We start from the raw sequence: 21,347 nt of genomic DNA on the forward strand, positions 1-21,347 counted from the left end.
CGCGCCCCCTCTGCCGTTTCAGCGGGCTGCCGAGGACAACCGGGGCGTGGACCCGGCCGAGCCGTCCGCACGGCAATGGTTTCCCTTGGCGAAACAATACCGGCCCCATGTCCAGAATTGTCCCGACTTCGGTGATGCCCGCGATGGCCGGCCGCCCGATCCCGCGGCCTGATAGCGATAAACCATAGATTGCGCAGACGGTTTTGTTTGCAAAGTAAGGTGTAGTTGACGTAGCGGTAATACGGTGCCGTATCGAGTGACCCGTGTCAGCCCATTTCCCTTGAATCGATTTGGAGGAGACAATGTCCAAACTACGCAATGCCCTGTTCGCCCTGGCCGCGACGCTGAGCGCGTCCGCCGCCAGCGCAACCGCCGTGCCCACCGACACCTGGCTCGAATTCGGGTTCGATGGCGCGGGCTCCGCACTGGAGAGCGGGATCGGCTTCGTCCCGCTGGTCAACCCCGCCGCCGTCCAGGTCGGCGACCCGGCGTGGACCTTCACGCTGATCCGGCCCGGCACCCTGTTCGTGACCGACGCCTTCATTTCCGGCGACCAGTTCGAGCTGTTCAACTTCGGTGCCTTCCTCGGCCAGACCTCGCTTCCGGTGGGCGGCAGCAGCTGCGGGAGCGACCTCGGCTGTGCGCTGGCCGATCCGAACTTCTCGTCGGCCAGTTTCGCGCTGGCGCCCGGCAACTACTCGATCACCGGCGCGGCATTGCTGTCGCCGTTCGGGGGCGGCGCGGGGGCCTTCATCGTCCGCACGTCCGAGATCCCGGTCCCGGCCGGGCTGGCGCTGCTGCCGATGGCGCTGGCCGGTCTCGTCGCGGTCGGACGGCGGCGCAAGCGCGCGGCCTGAACCCGCCATGCACCAACATGAAAGGCGCGGCCGGGGGCTGCGCCTTTCGTCATCCACAGGTCAGACGTAATCCCGTCAGTACCCCGCGCCGCGATCGACGAGGTGCAGGAACGCCTCGCCCGCCTCGCCGCGGCGAACATTCTCTGCCACCACCTCGGCCGCTGTCACGGCCCGGGTTTCCGATGCGACGTGCGGGCTGACCGTGACCCCGGGATGGCCCCAGAAGGGATGATCGACCGGCAGCGGCTCCGTGCGAAAGACGTCGAGCGTGGCGTGCCCGACCTGGCCCGCGTCGAGCGCGGCGATCAGCGCCGCGTCATCGATCAGCGCCCCGCGGCCCGGGTTCACGATCACCGCGCCCTTCGGCAGCAACGCCAGCGCGGCGGCGTCCAGCACGTTCTCGGTCGCCGCCGTCAGCGGCAGCAGCAGGACGACGATCTCGGACCCCGCCAGCACCTCGCGCAGGCCCGCCTCGCCATGATGGCAGGTCACCCCCGCCACGTCCTTGGCGCTGCGGCTCCAGCCCGCGACGGGGAAATTCAGCGCCGCCAGCGCCTGCGCGCAGGCCGCCCCCAGCTCGCCAAGCCCCAGCATCCCGACCGGCCGGTGCCGGGCCAGCGGCGGCACGTCCTGCCGCCAGGTCCCGTCCTGCCGTGCCAGCACGGCGTCGAGCCCCAGGTGATGTCGCAGCACCTGGCCCGTGACCCATTCGACCATGCCTTCCTTCAGCCCGTCGTCCACCATCCGGCAGAGCGGCTGGGTCAGCGTCCGGTTGCCCACGATCCCCTCGACCCCGGCCCAGAGGCTCAGCACCGCCTTGGCGTTCACGAAGGGCGTGAAATCCTGAAGGTCGGGGTTCGGCGCATAGACGATGTAGTCGACCTCTTCGGGCGCCATCTCGCGCGCGATGCGGACATCGGTGATGCCTGCGGCGGTCAGCGCCGTGGTCAGCGGGGTTTCGTACTGCGGCCAGCGCGCTTCGCCGGCGGCGAACAGGATACTGATGGTCAACGTCTGCCTCGGGGTCGGTGGACATGGGCGCTCTGCACCAGCCCGAAGGCCGCCAGCAGGACCAGCATGGCCGACCCGCCGTAGCTCACCAGCGGCAGCGGCACGCCGACAACCGGGGCAAGGCCCATCACCATCGACATGTTGACGGCGAAGAACAGGAAGAAGGTCGTCGTGATGCCCAGCGTCAGGAGCGAACCGTACCGGCTCGAGTTCGACAGCGCCGAGTATATGCAGAACGCGATGATCAGCGCGTAGAGCGCCAGGAGGGACATCCCGCCGATGAAGCCGAACTCCTCGGCGAGCGTCGTGAAGATGAAGTCGGTGTGCTTCTCGGGCAGGAAGTTCAGCCGCGACTGCGTCCCCTGCATGAAGCCCCGCCCGGCCCATCCGCCCGAGCCGAGCGCGATCTTGGACTGGGTGATGTGATAACCCGCCCCCAGCGGATCGGACGAGGGGTCGAGGAAGGTGTCGATCCGGCGGAACTGGTAGTCCTTCAGCAGCTGCCACTCGGTCCCGCGGCTTTCGAAGACCGCCGTCACCAGCCCCACGCCCGCCGCGATCACTGCGGCGAAATAGGCCCAGTGCACGCCCGCGAAGAACATGATCGCCCCGCCGCCCGACAAGAGCAGGATCGCGGTCCCGAGGTCGGGCTGGTGCAGCACGAGGTAGGTCGGCAGCAGGATGAAGATCACCGGCAGCAGCACCCAGAACGGATGCGACACCTTCCGCACGGGCAGCCAGTCGTAGTAGGCGGCCAGGAACATCACCAGCGTGATCTTGGTCAGCTCGGATGGCTGCAGCCGGAAAAAGCCCAGGTCGATCCACCGCTGCGCCCCCATCCCGATGGAGCCGAAGAACTCCACCGCCAAGAGCAGCGCGAGCGAGCCGAGGTAGGCCACCCCCGAGATGTTGCGCCAGAACCAGAGCGGCACCATCGCGATCACCACCATGCCGACCATGCCGATGGCGAACCGCTTTATCTGCGGTTCCGCCCAGGGGCTGAACGACCCGCCCGAGACGGAATAGAGCATCAGGAACCCGAAGCTCGCCACCGCGGTCAACAACAGCGCCAGCGGCCAGTTCAGGTAGAGGATCTTGCGCCAGCCGGTCGGGGTCCACTGGACGTTGTACTCAAGGTAACTCATGCGCGGCTGCGCCCCGGGTGTCCTCGGGCGGGCGCATCTCGCGCAGCTTCTCCTGCTGGGTCTGGATCCGGCCGTGGTCCTTGCGCGGATAGGCATCCAGCGGCGGATCGCCGTTGAAGAGCGCCTGCAGCGTGATGTCCCGCGCGATCGGCGCGGCGGCGGTCGACCCGCCCATGCCGTGTTCCACCACCACCGCAACGGCGATGCGCGGATTGTCATAGGGCGCGAAGTCGACAAAGAGCGCGTGGTCCCGCCGTTCCCAGGGCAGCTGTTCGTTCCGCGTCACCCCGCGCGCCCGTTCGGCGGCGGTGATGTTGCGGACCTGGCTGGTGCCGGTCTTGCCGGCCATGCGGTATTCCTTGGGCTCGATCCGGTTGGAATAGGCCGTGCCGCGCTGGTGGTTCGACACCAGGTTCATGCCGCTCCGCACCAGCCGCAGGCTGTTCTCGCTCAGCCCCAGGCTCGGCGCCTCGGCGACAGGCTCCTCGATCGTGTCGATGGATTTCACCAGCCGCGGCACCACCGCGCGGCCGCTGGCGATCCGGGCCGTCATCACCGCAAGCTGCAGCGGAGAGGCCAGCACGAAGCCCTGGCCGATGGCGGCGTTCACCGTGTCGCCGATCTGCCACCGCTCGCCGCGGACCTCCTGCTTCCACTCCTTGGTCGGGATCAGCCCCTCGGCCACCGCCGACATCGGCAGGTCGTGGCGGATGCCGATGCCCAGCTTCTTCGCCATCTCGGCGATCCGCTCGATCCCGACTTCCATCGCCAGCTCGTAGTAGAACACGTCGCAGGAATGCTGCAGCGATCCTTCGACGTTCACCGTGCCGTGGCCGCCGCGCTTCCAGCAGTGGAAGCGGCGGCCGCTGACGGTCAGGTGGCCGGGGCAGTAATAGCTCTTGGTGGCGTTCATCAGCCCGGCCTCGAGCCCGGCCAGGGCGACCACCATCTTGAAGGTCGATCCGGGCGGGTATGTGCCCTGCACCGCCTTGTTCGCCAGCGGGCGGTACTTGTTCTCGGTCAGGCTGCGGTAGTCGGCGACCGAGATGCCGCGCACGAAGAGGTTCGGATCGAAGCTGGGCGAGGATCCGATGGCGAGGATGTCGCCGTTCTTGACGTCCATAACCACGGCGGCCGCGCTTTCCTCGGCGGTGCGGGCCTGGACATAGTTCTGCAGCATGTGGTCGATGGTCAGCTGCAGGTTGGTGCCCTCGAGGCCCTCCTGCCGCGACAGCTCGCGCATCACCCGGCCGGCGGCGTTGACCTCGACCCGGCGGGCCCCGGCCTTGCCGCGGAGCTGGTCCTCCATCTTGGCTTCCAGCCCGACCTTGCCGATCTGGAACCGCGGGATCCGCAGCACCTGGTCGGGGTCTTCCATCTTGGACAGGTCGTAGTCGCTGACCGGGCCGACATAGCCCACGATATGCGCGAAATCCTGGCCCAGCGGGTAGGACCGCGACAGCCCCACCTCGGGGGTGATGCCCGGCAGGGCAGGGGCGTTCAGCGCCACCCGGCTGATGTCGTGCCAGCCGACGCGGTCGGCCAGGGTGATCGGCAGGAACGGGGCCGACCGCTTCATCTCGGCCATCGCCTTGTCCAGCTCGTCGGGGTCGAGCCGCACCAGCCGGCTCAGCCGCGCGATCACCTCGTCCACGTCATCGGCATCCTCGCGCACCATGACGATGCGATAGGCCTGTTCGTTCCGCGCGATAGACCGCCCGTTGCGGTCGAAGATCTCGCCCCGCATCGGCGGGATCAGGCGGATGTTGACGCGGTTCTCCTCGGCCAGCAGGCGAAACTCGTCGGCCTGCTCGACCTGCATGTAGCGCATCCGCCCGGCCAGCACGCCCATGAAGCCCAGCATCCCGCCACCCAGGATCAGGCCGCGGCGGGTGATCCGGCGGCTGCTTTCGGCGGTGTCCTTGGCGGTGCGCTTCATGCCCGGCCTCCCAGTCCGTCCATTGCCCCAGGCGCGCGCTTCTTCAGCCCGAAGAAGGCGATGCAGAACAGCACGACCAGCGGATAGGCGAGGATCGAGGCGACCAGCTGGATCAGGCTCAGCGTCAGCGGCGGCAGCGGCGCGAGAAAGATCGCCAGGATCACCCGGTAGCCGATGATCACTGCCGTCATCGCGCCCGCGGCAGCCGCCCATTCCGCCAGGAACGGCAGGTCACGCATCGTCCGCGCCTGGCCCTTGAGCCATTCGCAGGCCAGCACCACCAGCGCCGCCATCAGCCCCGGCGGGCGCTGGAACATCAGGTCGGCCAGCAGCATCAGCAGCCCGATCGCCAGCGCCGGCGCATAATCCGGCCGCCGCAGCGTCCAGACGCAGGCCAGCACCAGCAGCAGGTCGGGCCCCGTCCAGCGGCGCGGCGTCGTCTCGAGCGGCATCAGGCTGAACAGGATCACCGCCAGCCCCAGCAGGACGAACACCGCGCGCATCAGCCAGAGCTTGGTGCGCGGGGTGCGGGTGACGCTCTCAGCCATTGCCGGGATCCTCCGCCGGGGCGGTGGTGGCATCCGCGGCCTCGTCGGCGGGCGTCAGCGGCGGGAACACCGGGCCGACGATGTCGCCCGGATCGCCGATCCGTTCCGATCCGAGGTGCCGCAGCACCCGCAGGTACTCCAGCCGCTCGAAATCCGCCGCCAGCCGCACCCGCAGCCGCCCGCCCGGATCCTGCGCGACCTGCCCGATCAGCAGGCCCGCCGGGAACACCCCGCCGTCGCCCGACGACACGACCCGGTCGCCCGGCCGCACGAGGTCCGGATCCTCCAGGAACTCGATCGGCGGCACGCTCGAATTGTCCCCCGCCAGGATCGCCCGCTGGTCCGAGGGCTGGATCGTCACCGGCACCCGGCTCGACGTGTCGGTCAGCAGCAGCACCCGCGCCGTGCTGTCGCCCACGCCCGAGATCCGGCCGACCAGCCCGATCCCGTCCATCGCCGCCCAGCCGTCGACGATCCCGTCGCGCGCGCCCACGTTCAGCAGCACCGACTGCCGGAAGGGCGATCCGCTGTCGGCCATGACGACGCCGGTGATGTAGGTCAGCCGCGGGTCCAGCCGCACGTTGTTGAGGTCCAGCAGCCGGGCGTTCTCCTGCTCGAGCTGCAGGGCCGCCTCTTTCCAGGCCTTCATTTGCTGCAGCTCGCGCCGCAGCTCGCGGTTCTGTTCGTGGATCCGGTGGTAGGACTGGAAATCGCGCAGGATGTTGACCGTGGCGGTGACCGGGGCCATCGCCCAGTCGAACCCGGGCATCACGTTGTCAACCACCTGCGCGCGGAACCGTTCCACCCGCGGGCTGTCGATCCGCCAGACCAGGAAGATCGCGACAAGGCACAGGATGAACACCCCGAGCAACAGGCGCCGCAGCGGAGCGACATAATCCTCTTCCTGTCCTCGGTTTCGTGCCATCGCAGCCCCTTGCGTGGAAAAAGCACCGTCCGGCGGAGGCGGTCCGCCGGACGCTCAGGACCTCGGACCGAGTCTCCCGGCTCAGCTGTCGTAGTCAATCGCGTGGCGCAGTTGCTTTTCGTATTCCAGCGCCTTGCCCGTGCCCAGTGCCACGCAGTTCAAGCTTTCGTCAGCAATCGACACCGACAGCCCGGTCTGTTCGCGCAGCGCAAGGTCCAGGTCGCCCAGCAGGGCACCGCCGCCGGTCAGCATCACGCCGCGGTCGACGATGTCGGCGGCCAGGTCCGGGGGCGTGGCTTCGAGCGCGGTCATCACCGCCTCGCAGATCTGCTGCACCGGTTCCGACAGCGCCTCGGCGACCTGCGCCTGGGTGATCTCGGTTTCCTTCGGCACGCCGTTCAGCAGGTCGCGGCCGCGGATGTGCATCGACTGGCCGCGCCCGTCGTCGGGCATCCGCGCCGTCCCGATCGAGGTCTTGATCCGCTCGGCCGTGCTTTCGCCCACCAGCAGGTTCTGCTGGCGGCGCAGGTAGTTGATGATCGCCTCGTCCATCCGGTCACCGCCGACGCGGACCGAACGGGCATAGACGATGTCGCCCAGCGACAGGACGGCCACCTCGGTGGTGCCGCCGCCGATGTCGACGACCATGTTGCCGGTCGGGTCGGTGATCGGCATCCCGGCCCCGATGGCCGCGGCGATCGGTTCCGCGATCAGCCCGGCGCGACGTGCGCCCGCCGACAGCACCGACTGGCGGATCGCGCGCTTCTCGACCGGGGTCGCGCCGTGCGGCACGCAGACGATGATCTTCGGCTTCGAGAAGGTCGAGCGCTTGTGCACCTTGCGGATGAAGTGCTTGATCATTTCCTCGGCGGTGTCGAAATCCGCGATGACGCCTTCCCGCATGGGGCGAATGGCCTCGATCGATCCCGGCGTCCGCCCCAGCATCAGCTTCGCGTCTTCGCCAACGGCGAGGACCTTCTTGACCCCGTCCTTGACGTGGTACGCGACGACCGAGGGTTCGGACAGGATGACGCCCTTGCCCTTCACGTAGACGAGCGTGTTCGCCGTTCCGAGGTCAATCGCCATGTCCGACGAAAAGACACCCGGCATCTTGTCGAAAAGTCCCATATGTATGTTGTCCTGCCCGTATCCATACCCCAACTGGTCTGCAACTCGGGGGGCACAGACCGTCAGCACTTATAGTCGTGGGAGTCCTTTGAAAGAAAGGGGGTCGCGGGGCCAAATCAGCGTGAATATGCCGGAACGCCACGGCCGGGACCGTCTTCGGGGCAAATGTCAACCCGCCCGGGACAGCACCTCGTCGACCCATGCGGGAACCGTCTCGCTGGCCTTCCCCGGATCTTGCGGGCGAAAATCGAACTGACCTCGCTCGCGTCAAGGTTGATCTCCAGCGTGTCGGCCCCGACCGCGTTCGCATACTGCACGAAACCCGCGGCCGGATAGACGTTGCCGCTCGTGCCGATGGCCACGAACAGGTCGCATCCGCTGAGGTGCGCGTCGATCTCGTCCATGAAATACGGCATCTCGCCGAACCAGACCACGTCGGGCCGGGTGGGGGCCAGCCCGCAGCGGGGGCAGGGTGTGCGCAGGTCCAGCTTGCGCTCGAACGGCCAGTCCCAGCGATGCCCGCAGGCGTTGCACAGAAGCCCGTCGAGCACCCCGTGCATGTGGATCACCCCGGCCGAGCCGCCGCGCTCGTGTAGCCGGTCGACGTTCTGGGTGATGATCACCACCTCGCCGGGATAGTCGCGCTGCAGCCGCGCCAGCGCCTCGTGCGCGGCATTGGGCTGCACCTCCCGGTGCTTGCCCCGGCGCATGTTGTAGAAATCGGTGACCATCTGCGGATCGCGGGCAAACCCCTCGGGCGTGGCGACGTCCTCGATCCGCTTCTCCTCCCACAGGCCGCCGGCCCCGCGGAAGGTGCCCAGCCCGCTCTCGGCCGAGATCCCGGCCCCGGTCAGTATCACGATCTTGTCCATCAGCCTTCCTGTTCCGCACTCGCGCGTCCTGCTGGCCGGCCCGGTGCCCGTCGCGGTTGAAACGCACCGGCCAAGCCTCTATGCACACACGGGAATTGCCCGCGCCGCTCGGATCGGCGCGGCAATCCCAAGAAATCACGAGACAAGGCTAGCAGGCCGGGCAGCATGACGGAACAGAGGTTTGTATTCACCCCGATATGGGTGCGGGTGGTCTGTATCGGCGCGCTGACGTCGACCCTCGCGCTCGCGGTCTACTTCACCTGGCGCTATGCCGAAACGGCCAAGGAAACCTGGGTCCTGGTCAGCCTTTCGCTGGGCCAGATCTCCGCCTCGGGGCTGGCCATCGCGCTGCTGGTCTTCTTCTCGGAAAAGGACATCGGCGCACTGGGCGTCAAGGTGAAGGCCGACGAGTTCCTGGCCCGCACCCTGCCGGGCACGCTGGTCTTCATCGGCTACCCGATCGCGGCCGAAAAGCCCTGGAGCGATGCCAGGTTCAGCCGGCGCCTGATCCGGGACAACCAGCGCAAGTCGGCCACCAAGATCGCGATCCGGCACAATTCGGGCGAGCCCTTCGCCTTCTACCGGGTCCGGTCCGCCGACGGGGACGTCATCATGCGCTGCCAGCTCAACGTGGGCGAGATCACGGTGTCCTACTACGTCCCCGCGGACCGGCCCGAGGCGGTGGACGAGATCCGCGCCAAGCTCGAATGGGCCACCAGCCGCTACACCGACATCGGCGGTTACACCGCCAGCTGGTACTTCAGCCAAGAGGCGTTCGACGGCCGGACCTACGTCTCGGTCCACCTGTCGCGCGACTTCGACGCCACCTTCCTCGACAACGAACGCGCCAAGCTGCAGGTCGCACAGGACATCGCGCTCAGCACCGGCTCGCTGATCAAGGACTGCACGGCCAAGGGCGTCCGCCTGACCTACGCCGCGTGATCCGCGGCCCCGGCGGGCCACCGTTCCCAGTATCGCAAAGCCGCGATTTGCCGTATCACGGTGCCATGGACCACCCCCCGAACCCCGGCCCCCGCGCGATCCTCTTCGTCTGCCTCGGCAATATCTGCCGCTCGCCCGCGGCCGAGGGCGTGATGCGCGCGATGACCGGCGGGCGGGACCTCGTGCTCGACAGCGCCGGCACCGGCAGCTGGCACGTGGGCGAGGCCCCCTATCCGCCCATGCAGGAGGCCGCCCGCGCCCGCGGCTACGACCTCTCGGCGCTGCGCGCGCGCCAGTTCACGGCGCGGGATTTCGAGGAGTTCGACCTGATCGTCGCGATGGACGAGGACAACCTGGCGGGGATCGAGCGGCTGCGGCCCGCCGAGAATGACGTGCCGGTGGTGCTTTTCACCGACCACGCGCCGGAAACCGGCGCGCGGGCGGTGCCCGATCCCTATTACACCGGGGATTTCGACGGGGCGCTCGACCTGATCGAGGCCTGCGCCCGGGGCCTCGCGGCCCGGCTCTGACGGGTCAGGAGCAGGTGGCGGTCGCGATCTGGCCGAACTGTTCGTACCGCTGCCAGAAGGTGCTGTCGTTCGACGCCTTCGACATGCGCACGGTCTCGGCCAGGTCCGGCTGGGTAAAGAACTGCGCCGCACGCGCCTGGTCGGACCCGTTCAGCGTCATGTTCGCCACCGACTGGATGCAGCCGCAGAGCGCGCTGTTGCCGCCGGCGCGGTCGCTCGACAGGCAGGCGCGGGAAATCGGCCCGGCCTGCGCCGCGTTCATGGTCAGGGAAATAGCAACGACGGCTGCGCCCGCCGCGGGGATCAGAAATCTCATTTGTGCCTCTTTGCCATGCGGCCTGTCCCGGCCGCTTCGGTACTGCTCGGCGGGCTTATCTGCCCGCTCGGTTGTGCCCGGCAATATGCAATGATTCCGGTATTTTCGCAATTGGTCTTCATGCGGCCCGCCAAGGTCTCACGCGGCTGTGATGGCTTTGCGGCACCCCCTCCGGCCCCGCAGCCCGCTCAGGCGCGGGCCGCCGCATCCGCCGGGGCCGCGCCGCTCAGCCAGCGGGCAAAGGTGGTCATCGCCCGCGTCGTGGCCCGGTCCGACGGCCAGGCAAGGTAGTACCGCCCAACCGACACGGTGATCCCGTAGGGCTGCGCCAGCTGGCCCTGCGCGACGAACCGCTCGAACATCGCCACCGGCAGCAGGGCGGCGCCGGCGCCCGACGCGGCCAGTTCGGCCAGCGCGACCGAGCTGTCAAAAACCGCGCCGGTGATCGGCGGGCAGGGGGTGCCCGCGGCGGCGAACCAGCCCGGCCATTCGGCGCTGCGATAGCTGCGCAGCAGGGTCACCTGTCCCAGGTCCGCCGGGTCCCGCAGCCGCGCCGCCATTTCGGGCGCGCAGAGCGGGGCGAATGGCGTCGCCATCAGCGGGATCGTCTCGTGCCCGGTCCAGCCGCCGGTGCCGAAGCGGATCGCCATGTCGAGCCCCTCGCGCAGGATCTCCACCCGGTTGTTGTTGGTCGCGATCCGCAGGTCGATCTCGGGGTGCGCCTCGCGGAAGGCGTCGAGCCGGGGCATCAGCCAGCCCAGGGCAAAGGTCGTGTTCACGCCCACCGACAGCACCTCGATGTCGCGCCGCCCGCCCAGCCGGTCGAGCACCCGCGCCATGGCGTCAAATCCGTGTTCCAGCACCGGGAACAGCAGCCGCCCCTCGTCGGTCGGCACCAGCCCCTGCGAGGTGCGCAGGAACAGCGTCACGCCCAGCAGGTCCTCCAGCCGGGCGATCTGGTGGCTGACCGCCGCCTGGGTCACCCGCAGTTCGGTCGCGGCCTTGGTAAAGCTGCCCTGCCGCATCGCGACCTCGAACACCCGCAACGCGTTCAGGGGCAGGTCGGGACGGTCCATGGCATTACCTCGGCTAATGGCAGGTCATAAGATTTGTCGTTTGAGCGCGGCTGGCAAGCTCGATTACTCAGGTGCCATGACATCACTTGATGTCGAACCTCCCCGGCGCCCCTGCGCGCCCTTCCGAAAAGGACACCCCCATGCGGTTCACCGCCCTCGTCCCGTCGCGCATCGCGGCGGGGATCGCCCTTGCCCTGTCCCTCGCGGCGCCGGCGCAGGCCCAGCCGTCGTTCAACGCCCTGGCCGAGACCGTCGCTGGGATCGAGGCGCGCCTCGGCGCCCGCGTCGGCGTCGCCCTCGTCGACACCGGGTCCGACCGGAACTGGACGCACCGTGCCGACGAACGCTTCCTGATGAACAGCACCGTGAAGGTGCCGGTCTGCGCCGCCATCCTCGCCCGCCGCGACGCGGGCCTCCTGCGGCTGTCGCAGACGCTGCCGGTCACGCGCGACGACCTGCTGTCCTATGCCCCGGTCGCCGAAACCCGGGTCGGCGGCAGCATGACGCTGTCCGAACTGTGCCTCGCCGCCATCGACATGAGCGACAACACCGCCGCGAACCTGCTGATCGGGGCGCTTGGCGGCCCGGCCGAGGTGACCCAGTTCTTCCGCGACATCGGCGACCCGGTCAGCCGCCTCGACCGGGTCGAGCCCGACCTCAACTCTGCCGGTCCCGGCGATCCCCGCGACAGCACCACGCCCGTGGCAATGGCCGACACGCTGTGGGCGATCCTGATCGAGGACGCGCTCAGCCCCGGCTCGCGCGCGCAGATGGCCGAATGGATGCGCCCCGGCGGCGTGACCGGCGCCCTCCTGCGGGCCAGCGCGCCTGCCGGTTGGGACATCCTCGACAAGTCGGGGGCAGGCGAGCGCAACCGCAACCTCGTGGCCGTCATCACGCCGCCGGGCAGGGCGCCCTGGATCGCCGTACTGATGCTCGCGGATCTCGAGGCCGATGTCGCCACCCGCAACGCCGCGCTGCAGGAGCTGGGCGCCGCCGTGGTCGCCGTGATCGGCACCTGACAGCACAGGGAAAACCCCGCGCGGACCGGACCCGGCCCGCGCGGGAGGGATTGTCACGACCCGGCGGGGCTCAGCCGTACCACGGTCCCATGACCACCTCGGTCTCGGCATCCGTGTCGCCCAGCAGGGCGGCGAACTTCTCGGGGTCGCTGTCGCGGTAGTGGTAGGGATAGACAAAGGCCGGCTGGAACTCGGCCACCGCCGACGCCGCCTGTTCCTCGGTCATCGTGTAGGGCAGGTTGAACGGCACGAAGGCCACGTCGATGTCGGTCAGCGCCCGCATCTCGGGAATGTCCTCGGTGTCGCCCGCGATGTAGACCCGCAGCCCGTCGAAACCCAGGACATAGCCGTTGTCGCGCCCCTGCGGGTGGTACTGCAGCCGGTCCTCGGTGGTGTTGTAGGCCGGGATCGCCTGGATCCCCAGGCCGAGGATGTTGGTCTCCTCGCCGTTGGCCAGCGCCGTCGCCCGCGCCTTGAGCCCGTCGGGCAGCATCTCGAACACCGCCGGGTTGGTCACCAGCTGCGTGTTCGGCCCCACCAGCGCCGCCAGCGTGTCGGCGTCGTAGTGATCGCCATGCTCGTGGGTGATCAGGATCAGGTCGGGCGCGGGATGGCCCTCGTACTGTGCGGCATCGCCGACCGGATCGTTGTAGATCGTGCCGATCGGCGTCTCCATCACGAACGAGGCGTGGGCGATCGGCGAGATCGTCACCGGCCCGTCGGCGGCATCATAGCTCTGGCTCGTGCCCGCCTGCGCCATCGCGGCATAGGGCAGGATTACGCTGGCGCCGGTCACGGCCGCGCCGGTGGCAAGCAGTCTGCGTCGCGTGATCATCTCTCTCTCCCTGAGGTTCACGGTCCCGCAGAGGGTAGCGCGCGCGCCCGCAAAGTCAGGTCACGATTCCGTTGCGGCGGCGCCGGCGTCGAGGATCCGCAGGTCGTCGCGGCGACGGGTCGCCGCCAGGTCGGCCAGGTGCTCGGCCACCGCGCGCAGCCGGTTGGGCCCCGCGGTGGACTGGCGCGACACCAGCTGCAGGTCCGCCCCGCGATCGCGCCAGCGCGGCAGGATCTCGACCAGGCGGCCCGCCGCCAGCGCCTCTGCCACGACGTAGGACACGTTCTGCACGATCCCGGCCCCCGCCACCGCGGCCGCCACCGCCGCCTCGCTGCTCTCCAGGCACAGCGGCGCGTGCAGGCGCCGCAGCTCGGTCCGCTCGCCCTCCCGGAACCGCCAGTCGAGCGGCCGGCGGTTGGTGGCCGACAGGATGTTGATCAGCCGGTGACCGGCCAGCGCCTCCGGCGTTTCGGGCACGCCGTGCCGGTCGAGGTAGCCGGGCGCGGCCACCGTCACGACCGGAAAGGTCGCAAGCGTCCGCGCCATCAGCCCGCTGTCGGGCAGGGCGCCGGTGAAGAGCAGCAGGTCGATCCCCTCGACGATCATGTCCGGCATCTGGTCGCGCCCCAGCACCGCCAGCTCCAGCTCGGGGTAGCGCTCGCGCAGCTGGTCGAGCGACGGCGCCAGCACCAGGCGCGCAAAGGCCACCGGCGCCTGCAGCGTGACCCGCCCCCTCACCACGTCCCGCCCGGCGCCCAGGTGGTCGCGCAGGCTGTCGACCTCGGCCAGGATCGCCACCGCCCGGTCGTAATAGGCCGTGCCTTCCTCGGTCAGGGCCATCCGCCGGGTGGTGCGGCGCAGCAGCTGAACGCCCAGGTCCGCCTCGATCTCCTTCACCACGGTCGACGCCATGCCGTGCGAGAGGTGCAGATCGGCGGCCGCGGCCGAAAAGCTGCCGCGCTCCACAACCCGGACGAAAACGCGCATCGCGCGCAGCTGATCCATTATCCGCGCCTGCCGAATGGTGAAGTGGAAATTACGCCGATTATCGCCGTCGCGCTACTGGATTAGAGAAACGCCACGGTGGCCGTGGGCCCCATTTTACAGGAGATATTTCAATGACCGGATACACCCCGCCCGTCCCCGGGCGGCACAACATGTACTATGCGATTCACAAGACCCTGCGCCTTGGCCACGCCCGGCTGATCGCGCAGCTCACGGCCACCGACTGGCAGGACCCGGACGAAACCGCCGCCGCGCTCACCGCGCTGCGCGGGTTCCTCGCGATGGCGGCGAACCACCTGAACGGCGAAGAGACCTTCATCCACCCCGCACTTGAGGCCGCCGAACCCGGCAGCTCCGACACCGCCCACGAGGGACACGACCACCATGAACAGGCCTTTGCCGAGCTCGAAAGCCTCGCCCGCGCCGTCGAAACCGCAACCGGCCCCGCGCGCGACACCGCCGGGCAGCGGCTCTACTTCCGCTACGCCCTCTTCGCGGCCGAGGATATCGAGCATATGGCCGAAGAGGAAACCCACCTGCTCGGCGCCATGCACCGGCTGTTCGGCGATGACGACCTGCGTGCGATCGAGGGTCGCATCATTGCCAAGATTGACCCCGCCGACATGACCCGCACCATGGCGCTGATGGCCCCCGCGCTCAGCACGCCGGAACTGGCCGGGATGCTGTCCGAGATGCGACACGCCATGCCGCCCGAGGTTTTCTCGGGCTTCCTCGCGGCGGCTGTCGCACCGGCGCTGCCGCCGGTCCGCTTCGCCCGGATCGAGGCGCTGCTGGCCCCGCAGCCCGCCTGACCCGCCCCCGCGTCCCGCCACACGGCCGGGGCGCGGGCCTCAGTCGGGGTCGCCGTCGTCCGTGGCCTCGTCCTGGTCCTTGTCGTGGCGCAGGATCGCCAGGACCAGCCCGACACCGGCCCCGATCGCGGTCCAGAGCCACGGGCTCCCCGTCGCCAGGCCGATGGCCACGCCGATCAACACCCCGATCGCGATTGTCCCGCCCAGTCTCATCCCGGTCCCTCCGGTTGCGGCGGCGCCCCGCCCGTGACCTTGCGTGTTCCCAACATGGCCGCGTTCAAGCCATCTTCCAAGCCTCCGGGACCTCTGGTAATGGGGCGAGCCATGACCGACAGATCCCTGATCCGCAACTTCTCCATCGTCGCCCACATCGACCACGGGAAATCCACCCTGGCCGACCGGCTGATCCAGCTCACCGGCACCGTCGCGGAACGCGACATGCAGGAACAGCTCCTCGAACTCGATGGACATCGAGCGCGAGCGCGGGATCACCATCAAGGCGAACACCGTCCGCATCGAGTACCCGGCCAAGGACGGCAAGACCTACGTCCTGAACCTGATCGACACCCCCGGACACGTCGACTTCGCCTACGAGGTCTCCCGCTCCATGCAGGCGGTCGAGGGCTCGCTGCTGGTGGTCGACGCCACCCAGGGCGTCGAGGCGCAGACGCTTGCCAACGTCTACCAGGCGATCGACGCGGACCACGACATCGTCCCGGTCCTGAACAAGATCGACCTGCCCGCCTCGGAACCCGAGCGGGTGAAAGAACAGATCGAGGATGTCATCGGCATCGACGCCTCGGACGCGGTGCTGATCTCGGCCAAGACCGGCATCGGCATTCCCGACGTGCTCGAGGCCATCGTCACCCGGCTGCCCGCCCCGCCCGAGGGCGAGCGCGACAAGCCGCTGAAGGCGATGCTGGTCGATTCGAAATACGACCCCTACCTCGGCGTCGTCGTCATCGTCCGCGTCATCGACGGCGTCCTGAAAAAGGGCCAGCGCATCCGCATGATGCGCACCGGCGGCGTCTACGAGATCGACCGCCTCGGCGTCTACAAGCCCAAGATGGTCGAGGTGCCCGAGCTCGGGCCGGGCGAGATCGGCTATATCACCGCGCAGATCAAGCAGGTGCGCGACACCCGCGTCGGCGACACCATCACGACCGAGAAGAAGGGCTGCGAAACCGCGCTGCCCGGCTTCAAGCCGTCGATCCCGGTGGTGTTCTGCGGCCTCTTCCCGGTCGACAGCGCCGAATTCGAGGACCTGCGCGACGCGATCGAGAAGCTGGCGCTGAACGACGCCTCCTTCACCTTCGAGATGGAGACCTCGGCCGCCCTCGGCTTCGGCTTCCGCTGCGGCTTCCTCGGCCTCCTGCACCTCGAGGTGATCCGCGACCGGATCGAGCGCGAGTATGACATCGAGCTGATCACCACCGCGCCCTCGGTGATCTATCACCTGCACATGAAGGACGGCACCGTGCAGGACCTGCACAACCCCGCCGACATGCCCGATGTGACCTATATCGACCATATCGAGGAGCCGCGGATCAAGGCCACCATCATGGTGCCCGACGACTACCTCGGCGACGTGCTCAAGCTCTGCCAGGACCGCCGCGGCATCCAGCTCGAACTCACCTATGCCGGCACCCGTCCGCTGGTGGTCTATGACCTGCCCCTGAACGAGGTCGTCTTCGACTTCTACGACCGGCTGAAATCGGTGACCAAGGGCTACGCCAGCTTCGACTACCAGCTGCTCGGCTACCGCGAGGACAACCTCGTCAAGATGTCGATCCTGGTGAACGACGAACCGGTCGACGCGCTGTCGATGATGGTCCACCGCGACCGCGCCGAGATGCGCGGCCGGGCGATGTGCGAAAAGCTCAAGGAGCTGATCCCCCGCCACATGTTCAAGATCCCGATCCAGGCCGCCATCGGCGGCAAGGTGATCGCCCGCGAGACGCTGGCCGCGCTCCGCAAGGACGTGACCGCGAAATGCTACGGCGGCGACGCGACGCGGAAGCGCAAGCTCCTGGAGAAGCAGAAGGCGGGCAAGAAGAAGATGCGCCAGTTCGGCAAGGTCGACATCCCGCAAGAGGCGTTCATCTCGGCGCTCAAGATGGACAGCTGACGGCCCGGGTGACGCGTTAGTGACCGCGGCCGCGCGGCCCTCTCGGATAAGGGCCTTACACCCCGTTGGGTGCGTGCTTGCACGAACCTCACACCCCCGCCGTCGCGCCACGGTGCGTGAAATCACGCACCCTACGACACGCTCCACCGCGCGGCCCGCTCGTATACGGGCCTTGCCGCCCCGTAGGGTGCGTGCTCGCACGCACCTCACGCCCCAACTGTCGCGCCACGGTGCGTGAAATCACGCACCCTACGACGCGCTCCACCGCTCGGCCGCCTCGGATACGAGCCTTACCGGCCCGTAGGGTGCGTGCTCGCACGCACCGCACACCCCCGCCGTCCCGGCCCGGTGCGTGAGATCACGCACCCTACCACACTTGGCTGCCCGCCCCGATCACCTCGCCCACCTCCGCCCCGTCGCAATGTCCCGATGGATCGACGAGAACGGCCACTCCTCCGGGGCCTCGACAAACCCGTGCTTCACCGGGTTCATCCAGCAATACCGCACGTGCGCCGCGTGATCCGCCTCGTCCCGGATGTGATGTTCCCAGTAGCGCCGCTGCCAGATCCCGCGTTCCGCGCGGCGGCAGTGGCTGGCCCGGCGCTCTCCGATCGGCACCCCGCGCGAGAACCGCGCCTTGATCAGCCGCCACCGCGTCGGGTAATCCGCGTCCCCCTCGGGCAACGTCCAGACGCAATGCAGGTGATCCGGCAGCACCACGCAGGCGTCGATGCGGAACCCGCGCTCGGCCCGGGTCCGTGCCATCGCCGCGCGCAGCAGCGCGATCTCGCGCAAGAGAAGGTCATCCCCCCGCCGGGCGAGGGCCACCGTGAAGAAGATCGAGGCGCCGCCGATCCGCGGCCGGCGATAGCGGGACATGGCGCAGGATCGGCGCCAATTGGTTGAGACTTCGTTAACCGCCTCCGGGCTCCCGGTCGCAAGCCGCGGCTCCGTCCCGTCCGCCCCGTTAACGCGGCCCTGCAGCGCCGCGGACACCGACGCGATACCGACGCAATACCGACGTCATACCGACGTCCCGAAAACGCCGCCAAACCCCTTGTTAACAAGGCCACGGGCCCCGAGTCGCCCGCCGCACCACCCACCTCCATCGCGCGGCGCCGGGATCATTCGTCAACCTCTCCCCGCGACGGAACCCGCCGCGCCGGCCGTATCATCCGCATTGATCCAGACCGGAGTGCATCATGCCAAGTGCCTATTCCCGCAGCCAGAGTCTCCTTCATTGGGCGGTGTTCGCCCTGATCGCGGTGCAGTACCTCTTCCACGACGGGATCGAGGCCGCCTGGCGCGCCTTCCGCCAGACCGGCACCGCCACCGCGACCTCGGGCGCGCTCGTGCATATCGTGCCGGGCCTGCTCGTGCTGGCCTTCGCCCTCTGGCGCCTCGCCCTCCGCCTGACCCGCGGCAGCCCTCCGCCGCCGGCCGGAACGCCCGCCTGGATGGCGCGGACGGCGGGGCTGATCCATTGGGCGCTCTATGCCCTGATGCTGCTGGTCCCGGCCTCGGGGGCGGCCGCCTGGTTCCTCGGCGCGACCGGGGCAGGGGCGGCGCACGAGGTGCTGAAGACGCTTCTGCTGGTGCTGATCGGCCTGCACGTGCTGGCCGTGCTCTACCACCAGATCGTGCGGCGCGACGGGCTCCTGGCCCGGATGCGGCCCTGACCGCTGGCGCGGCCCCCGCGCCGCGCTACCTTCTCCGCCAGAAGGAGGAGGGTCCCATGTCAGATCACGTCTATCCCGTCACCGAGGTCTACGGCTCCTCGCCCAACTCGGTGGACGAGGCGATCCGCAACGCGGTCGCGGCCGCGGCGCAGAGCATCCGCAACCTCGAATGGTTCGAGGTCACGCAGATCCGCGGCCATGTCGGCGAGGGCGGCCAGGTCGGCCACTTCCAGGTCGGGGTCAAGCTGGGGTTCCGGCTCGACCGCTAAGGCCGGGAAAAGACACAAAAAAGGCGGGGCAAAGGTTCGCCCCGCCGGTTCGGCACGTCGCCAGGTCCGTCCGTTCAGCCGTCGACCTGCGCCTGCTGCGCCTCGCGTTCGACGGCCTGGCCCGCGTTCTGCATGTCGCGGCCTGCGCCTTCAACCGTCTCGCAGGCGGCAAGGGCGCCAAGGGTGGCGATGAGGATGAGAAGTCTGGTCATGGTACACTCCTGGTCTGAGCTTTTCCGATCTCGGAGCCTCAACCGGCCAGACCCCGCCGGGTTCCATCGCGGGCAGGAACCTCGGCGGCGATGCGCGCGTTTCCCCGGGAGGAGGGCTGCGCCATGAAAACCCGTCTCAGCTGGTTCACCACCATCCTCGCCGTGGGCTGCGTCGCCGGGGCTGCGCTGGTCGTGTTCTTTGTCCTCGGGATCTACAGCGTCACCGCCATCGTGGCCTCGGCCATCGCCGGGCTCGTCATCGGCTGGCCGCTGGGTCTGTGGGCCTCGAAGCGCATCAAGCGGCAGGACCCGGACTGGCCGCCGAACCCGGCCGAGTGATCAGGCCGAAAGCCAGGCGTCCACCGCCGCCACGAACTCGCGCGGCTTCTCGGCGTGCAGCCAGTGGCCCGCGCCGGGAATGCCAGCAAACCGCACCTTCGGAAACAGGGCCTTGATCCGGTCGCGATCCTCGCGCCGCACGTAGGTCGAGGTGCCCCCGGTCAGGAACAGCACGCGCCCGTCATAGCGGCCATCGACCTCGGGAAAGCCGATGATCTTCGGCATCTCGGCGTCCAGCACGTCGAGGTTCAGTCGCCAGCTCTTGTCCTTGAGGTCGAGCGACTGCGACAGGAAGGTCGCCAGCGTCCGGTCACCGAACTGCGCCTCGAGCAGGGCATCGACCTCGGACCGCCGGGTGACGGTGTCGAGGTCCACCGACCGCATCGCGGCGATCTTGTCGGACTGGCTGTGCTGGTAGGCAACGGGGGCGATGTCGGCGACGATTAGACGGTTCACCAGCTCGGGCCGGCTGAGCGCCAGCACCATCGAGGTCTTGCCGCCCATCGAATGTCCCAGCACGTCGGCCGGGCCGATCTCTTCCAGCACCTCGGCCAGGTCCCCGGCCATGTCCTCGTAGCTGTTGGTGTCGTACCACGGGCTGCCCGCGTGGTTGCGCATGTCCACCGCGATCACCTGCCGCTTGTCCGACAGGCGCTTGGCGATGACGCCCCAGTTCCGGCCCGACCCGAACAGGCCATGGGCGATCAGCAAGGGGGGCGCGTCGGTGGGCTCACCGTGGGTGATCGTGTTCAGCATGCCGCATCGGTAGTGCCGCCACGGCAGGAGCGCAAGGCATCACGTGCCCGGCGGCGGCACCCAGGCCTCGCGCCGGCAGGCGTCGCGGAAGACGACGAGCACGGTGGCGAAGCTGACGAAGAACAGCAGGTACCACGACCCCACCATGGCAAAGCGCACCGGGTCCCATTCGCGCTGCCCGGCATAGACCCAGGTGCCGGTGTAGGTGCCGATGTTCTCGGCCACCCAGAGCATGCACGCCACGATCAGCGCCGCGAACGGCAGCCGGATCGCCCGGTAGCGCCCGCCCGCGCGGGTCCACATCCGGGTCCGCCAGAACATCAGGACGGTCGCGGCGAAAAGCGCCATGCGGATGTCGGGCAGGAAGTGGTGGGCGAAGAAGTTGGCATAGATCGCCACCGCCAGCACCACCACAGTCCAGAACGGCGGGAACGGGGCCAGCACGATGTGGTAGAGCCGGATCGACCGCGCGATGTAGGAGCCGACCGAGGCGTACATGAACCCGGTGAAGAGCGGCACGTCGAAAAGCTTGATCACCCCCGCCTCGGGGTAGGACCAGCTGCCGGCCTGCACCTTGAACCACTCCATCACCGTTCCGGTGAGGTGGAAGAGCAGGATCACCTTGAACTCGTCCCAGGTCTCGAGCCGGAAGGCCAGCATCAGCACCTGCGCCGTGACCGCGACGATCACCAGCGCGTCGTAGCGGGTCAGCGCCCAGTCCGGCTGCCAGATCAGCTTGGTGGTGAGGATGGCGGTCAGCAGGATGACGGCAAAGAGCGCGGCCCAGAGTTGCTGGCCCGCGATGCGGAGCGCGGTGGCGAAGAAGCCGCCCCGCCGGTCCGGCTGCGCGTCGAGTGGAGTGTCGGTCATGTCTCTCCCTGCGGACAGGGGGCGCTGCCCCCTACGGCCTGCGGCCGACCCCCGGGATACATGGACCAGAGGAAGAGGGCCAGAGGAAGCGCCGGGATCGGCGGGCTTCCCCGGCGGGCAGGGGCGCGAAC

The 21,347-nt window shown here is 68.8% G+C and carries 24 protein-coding genes and 1 pseudogene; 9 read left to right on the top strand and 16 right to left on the bottom strand.

Annotated elements, in window-relative coordinates:
• Positions 1–302: 302 nt before the first annotated feature.
• Positions 303–857 (top strand): hypothetical protein, encoded by a 555-nt coding sequence (locus tag ACE2AC_RS19320; RefSeq protein WP_375689352.1) that lies wholly within the window; start codon positions 303–305, stop codon positions 855–857.
• 75 nt (positions 858–932) lie between these two features.
• Here the strand turns inward: ACE2AC_RS19320 and ACE2AC_RS19325 are convergent, their stop codons facing one another.
• From ACE2AC_RS19325 to ACE2AC_RS19355, 7 genes are all read right to left on the bottom strand, one after another.
• Positions 933–1,868 carry an NAD(P)-dependent oxidoreductase gene (locus ACE2AC_RS19325; protein ID WP_375689354.1) on the bottom strand — a complete coding sequence of 312 codons (936 nt, stop codon included), beginning with the start codon at positions 1,866–1,868 and terminating at the stop codon, positions 933–935.
• On the bottom strand, positions 1,865–3,013 hold the full coding sequence (rodA, locus tag ACE2AC_RS19330) for a rod shape-determining protein RodA (RefSeq protein WP_375689356.1): 1,149 nt from the start codon (positions 3,011–3,013) through the stop codon (positions 1,865–1,867). Before rodA ends, ACE2AC_RS19325 begins: the two co-directional genes overlap by 4 nt.
• Positions 3,000–4,952, bottom strand: coding sequence for a penicillin-binding protein 2 (gene mrdA, locus ACE2AC_RS19335; RefSeq protein ID WP_375689358.1), 1,953 nt, complete (start codon positions 4,950–4,952; stop codon positions 3,000–3,002). Before mrdA ends, rodA begins: the two co-directional genes overlap by 14 nt.
• Entirely contained in the window at positions 4,949–5,500 is a 552-nt protein-coding gene (locus ACE2AC_RS19340; protein WP_375689360.1) for a rod shape-determining protein MreD, read from the bottom strand. Before ACE2AC_RS19340 ends, mrdA begins: the two co-directional genes overlap by 4 nt.
• On the bottom strand, positions 5,493–6,425 hold the full coding sequence (mreC, locus tag ACE2AC_RS19345) for a rod shape-determining protein MreC (RefSeq protein ID WP_375689362.1): 933 nt from the start codon (positions 6,423–6,425) through the stop codon (positions 5,493–5,495). Before mreC ends, ACE2AC_RS19340 begins: the two co-directional genes overlap by 8 nt.
• 81 nt (positions 6,426–6,506) lie before the next feature.
• On the bottom strand, positions 6,507–7,553 hold the full coding sequence (locus ACE2AC_RS19350) for a rod shape-determining protein (RefSeq protein ID WP_375689364.1): 1,047 nt from the start codon (positions 7,551–7,553) through the stop codon (positions 6,507–6,509).
• A gap of 116 nt (positions 7,554–7,669) precedes the next feature.
• The gene (locus ACE2AC_RS19355; RefSeq protein WP_375689366.1) at positions 7,670–8,425 is read right to left on the bottom strand and encodes an NAD-dependent deacylase; all 756 of its coding nucleotides are present in this window, start codon (positions 8,423–8,425) and stop codon (positions 7,670–7,672) included.
• 165 nt (positions 8,426–8,590) lie between these two features.
• Here ACE2AC_RS19355 and ACE2AC_RS19360 point away from each other — a divergent pair, with 165 nt between their 5' ends.
• The gene (locus tag ACE2AC_RS19360; RefSeq protein WP_375689368.1) at positions 8,591–9,367 is read left to right on the top strand and encodes a hypothetical protein; all 777 of its coding nucleotides are present in this window, start codon (positions 8,591–8,593) and stop codon (positions 9,365–9,367) included.
• Positions 9,368–9,432: 65 nt separating this feature from the next.
• Positions 9,433–9,897: a low molecular weight protein-tyrosine-phosphatase gene (locus ACE2AC_RS19365; protein WP_375689370.1), complete on the top strand. Its 465-nt coding sequence runs from the start codon at positions 9,433–9,435 to the stop codon at positions 9,895–9,897.
• Positions 9,898–9,901: 4 nt separating this feature from the next.
• On the opposite strand, the gene ACE2AC_RS19370 is transcribed toward ACE2AC_RS19365, so the two are convergent.
• Both ACE2AC_RS19370 and ACE2AC_RS19375 read right to left on the bottom strand, forming a co-directional pair.
• Positions 9,902–10,213 (bottom strand): hypothetical protein, encoded by a 312-nt coding sequence (locus ACE2AC_RS19370; RefSeq protein WP_375689372.1) that lies wholly within the window; start codon positions 10,211–10,213, stop codon positions 9,902–9,904.
• A 188-nt stretch (positions 10,214–10,401) separates the two neighbouring features.
• Complete coding sequence (locus ACE2AC_RS19375) at positions 10,402–11,289, bottom strand: LysR family transcriptional regulator (protein WP_375689374.1); 888 nt, start codon at positions 11,287–11,289, stop codon at positions 10,402–10,404.
• A 140-nt stretch (positions 11,290–11,429) separates the two neighbouring features.
• Between ACE2AC_RS19375 and bla the strand changes: the two genes are divergently transcribed.
• Positions 11,430–12,311 (top strand): class A beta-lactamase, encoded by an 882-nt coding sequence (gene bla / locus ACE2AC_RS19380; RefSeq protein WP_375689376.1) that lies wholly within the window; start codon positions 11,430–11,432, stop codon positions 12,309–12,311.
• A 70-nt stretch (positions 12,312–12,381) separates the two neighbouring features.
• On the opposite strand, the gene ACE2AC_RS19385 is transcribed toward bla, so the two are convergent.
• Positions 12,382–13,146, bottom strand: a complete 765-nt coding sequence (locus tag ACE2AC_RS19385; RefSeq protein WP_375689378.1) for an MBL fold metallo-hydrolase — start codon at positions 13,144–13,146, stop codon at positions 12,382–12,384.
• Positions 13,147–13,206: 60 nt separating this feature from the next.
• Positions 13,207–14,133, bottom strand: a complete 927-nt coding sequence (locus ACE2AC_RS19390; RefSeq protein WP_375689379.1) for a LysR family transcriptional regulator — start codon at positions 14,131–14,133, stop codon at positions 13,207–13,209.
• A gap of 131 nt (positions 14,134–14,264) precedes the next feature.
• Here ACE2AC_RS19390 and ACE2AC_RS19395 point away from each other — a divergent pair, with 131 nt between their 5' ends.
• Complete coding sequence (locus ACE2AC_RS19395) at positions 14,265–14,963, top strand: hemerythrin domain-containing protein (RefSeq protein WP_375689381.1); 699 nt, start codon at positions 14,265–14,267, stop codon at positions 14,961–14,963.
• Between the two features lie 39 nt (positions 14,964–15,002).
• On the opposite strand, the gene ACE2AC_RS19400 is transcribed toward ACE2AC_RS19395, so the two are convergent.
• On the bottom strand, positions 15,003–15,176 hold the full coding sequence (locus tag ACE2AC_RS19400) for a hypothetical protein (RefSeq protein WP_375689383.1): 174 nt from the start codon (positions 15,174–15,176) through the stop codon (positions 15,003–15,005).
• A 111-nt stretch (positions 15,177–15,287) separates the two neighbouring features.
• Here ACE2AC_RS19400 and lepA point away from each other — a divergent pair.
• Positions 15,288–17,091, top strand: a pseudogene (gene lepA / locus ACE2AC_RS19405) (translation elongation factor 4).
• 393 nt (positions 17,092–17,484) lie between these two features.
• Here the strand turns inward: lepA and ACE2AC_RS19410 are convergent.
• The gene (locus ACE2AC_RS19410; protein ID WP_375689385.1) at positions 17,485–17,970 is read right to left on the bottom strand and encodes a transposase; all 486 of its coding nucleotides are present in this window, start codon (positions 17,968–17,970) and stop codon (positions 17,485–17,487) included.
• Positions 17,971–18,338: 368 nt separating this feature from the next.
• On the opposite strand from ACE2AC_RS19410, the gene ACE2AC_RS19415 reads away from it, so the two are divergent.
• Together ACE2AC_RS19415 and ACE2AC_RS19420 are read left to right on the top strand one after the other, a co-directional pair.
• Positions 18,339–18,770 carry a cytochrome b gene (locus tag ACE2AC_RS19415; RefSeq protein ID WP_375689387.1) on the top strand — a complete coding sequence of 144 codons (432 nt, stop codon included), beginning with the start codon at positions 18,339–18,341 and terminating at the stop codon, positions 18,768–18,770.
• Between the two features lie 56 nt (positions 18,771–18,826).
• Positions 18,827–19,039 carry a dodecin gene (locus tag ACE2AC_RS19420; RefSeq protein ID WP_375689389.1) on the top strand — a complete coding sequence of 71 codons (213 nt, stop codon included), beginning with the start codon at positions 18,827–18,829 and terminating at the stop codon, positions 19,037–19,039.
• Between the two features lie 74 nt (positions 19,040–19,113).
• Here ACE2AC_RS19420 and ACE2AC_RS19425 read toward each other — a convergent pair whose 3' ends face one another.
• A complete protein-coding gene (locus tag ACE2AC_RS19425) occupies positions 19,114–19,251 on the bottom strand; it encodes an entericidin A/B family lipoprotein (protein WP_375689391.1) in 138 nt (45 codons plus the stop codon).
• Between the two features lie 123 nt (positions 19,252–19,374).
• Between ACE2AC_RS19425 and ACE2AC_RS19430 the strand changes: the two genes are divergently transcribed.
• Positions 19,375–19,590 (top strand): hypothetical protein, encoded by a 216-nt coding sequence (locus ACE2AC_RS19430; protein ID WP_375689393.1) that lies wholly within the window; start codon positions 19,375–19,377, stop codon positions 19,588–19,590.
• Here ACE2AC_RS19430 and ACE2AC_RS19435 read toward each other — a convergent pair whose 3' ends face one another.
• Both ACE2AC_RS19435 and ACE2AC_RS19440 read right to left on the bottom strand, forming a co-directional pair.
• Positions 19,591–20,346, bottom strand: a complete 756-nt coding sequence (locus ACE2AC_RS19435; RefSeq protein ID WP_375689395.1) for an alpha/beta fold hydrolase — start codon at positions 20,344–20,346, stop codon at positions 19,591–19,593.
• 39 nt (positions 20,347–20,385) lie between these two features.
• Positions 20,386–21,216: a DUF817 domain-containing protein gene (locus ACE2AC_RS19440; protein WP_375689397.1), complete on the bottom strand. Its 831-nt coding sequence runs from the start codon at positions 21,214–21,216 to the stop codon at positions 20,386–20,388.
• Positions 21,217–21,347 lie beyond the last annotated feature (131 nt).

Origin of the sequence: Pseudooceanicola sp. LIPI14-2-Ac024 (assembly GCF_042188925.1) — a bacterium.
GTDB lineage: Bacteria > Pseudomonadota > Alphaproteobacteria > Rhodobacterales > Rhodobacteraceae > Pseudooceanicola.

Excerpts from the sequence above, each read along its gene's own strand:
- ACE2AC_RS19320 (WP_375689352.1), top strand. The coding sequence starts at position 303 with ATGTCCAAACTACGCAATGCCCTGTTCGCCCTGGCCGCGACGCTGAGC.
- rodA (WP_375689356.1), bottom strand. The coding sequence starts at position 3,013 with ATGAGTTACCTTGAGTACAACGTCCAGTGGACCCCGACCGGCTGGCGC.
- mrdA (WP_375689358.1), bottom strand. The coding sequence starts at position 4,952 with ATGAAGCGCACCGCCAAGGACACCGCCGAAAGCAGCCGCCGGATCACC.
- ACE2AC_RS19340 (WP_375689360.1), bottom strand. The coding sequence starts at position 5,500 with ATGGCTGAGAGCGTCACCCGCACCCCGCGCACCAAGCTCTGGCTGATG.
- mreC (WP_375689362.1), bottom strand. The coding sequence starts at position 6,425 with ATGGCACGAAACCGAGGACAGGAAGAGGATTATGTCGCTCCGCTGCGG.
- ACE2AC_RS19350 (WP_375689364.1), bottom strand. The coding sequence starts at position 7,553 with ATGGGACTTTTCGACAAGATGCCGGGTGTCTTTTCGTCGGACATGGCG.
- ACE2AC_RS19355 (WP_375689366.1), bottom strand. The coding sequence starts at position 8,425 with ATGGACAAGATCGTGATACTGACCGGGGCCGGGATCTCGGCCGAGAGC.
- ACE2AC_RS19360 (WP_375689368.1), top strand. The coding sequence starts at position 8,591 with ATGACGGAACAGAGGTTTGTATTCACCCCGATATGGGTGCGGGTGGTC.
- ACE2AC_RS19365 (WP_375689370.1), top strand. The coding sequence starts at position 9,433 with ATGGACCACCCCCCGAACCCCGGCCCCCGCGCGATCCTCTTCGTCTGC.
- ACE2AC_RS19370 (WP_375689372.1), bottom strand. The coding sequence starts at position 10,213 with ATGAGATTTCTGATCCCCGCGGCGGGCGCAGCCGTCGTTGCTATTTCC.
- ACE2AC_RS19375 (WP_375689374.1), bottom strand. The coding sequence starts at position 11,289 with ATGGACCGTCCCGACCTGCCCCTGAACGCGTTGCGGGTGTTCGAGGTC.
- bla (WP_375689376.1), top strand. The coding sequence starts at position 11,430 with ATGCGGTTCACCGCCCTCGTCCCGTCGCGCATCGCGGCGGGGATCGCC.
- ACE2AC_RS19385 (WP_375689378.1), bottom strand. The coding sequence starts at position 13,146 with ATGATCACGCGACGCAGACTGCTTGCCACCGGCGCGGCCGTGACCGGC.
- ACE2AC_RS19390 (WP_375689379.1), bottom strand. The coding sequence starts at position 14,133 with ATGCGCGTTTTCGTCCGGGTTGTGGAGCGCGGCAGCTTTTCGGCCGCG.
- ACE2AC_RS19395 (WP_375689381.1), top strand. The coding sequence starts at position 14,265 with ATGACCGGATACACCCCGCCCGTCCCCGGGCGGCACAACATGTACTAT.
- ACE2AC_RS19400 (WP_375689383.1), bottom strand. The coding sequence starts at position 15,176 with ATGAGACTGGGCGGGACAATCGCGATCGGGGTGTTGATCGGCGTGGCC.
- ACE2AC_RS19410 (WP_375689385.1), bottom strand. The coding sequence starts at position 17,970 with ATGTCCCGCTATCGCCGGCCGCGGATCGGCGGCGCCTCGATCTTCTTC.
- ACE2AC_RS19420 (WP_375689389.1), top strand. The coding sequence starts at position 18,827 with ATGTCAGATCACGTCTATCCCGTCACCGAGGTCTACGGCTCCTCGCCC.
- ACE2AC_RS19425 (WP_375689391.1), bottom strand. The coding sequence starts at position 19,251 with ATGACCAGACTTCTCATCCTCATCGCCACCCTTGGCGCCCTTGCCGCC.
- ACE2AC_RS19430 (WP_375689393.1), top strand. The coding sequence starts at position 19,375 with ATGAAAACCCGTCTCAGCTGGTTCACCACCATCCTCGCCGTGGGCTGC.
- ACE2AC_RS19435 (WP_375689395.1), bottom strand. The coding sequence starts at position 20,346 with ATGCTGAACACGATCACCCACGGTGAGCCCACCGACGCGCCCCCCTTG.
- ACE2AC_RS19440 (WP_375689397.1), bottom strand. The coding sequence starts at position 21,216 with ATGACCGACACTCCACTCGACGCGCAGCCGGACCGGCGGGGCGGCTTC.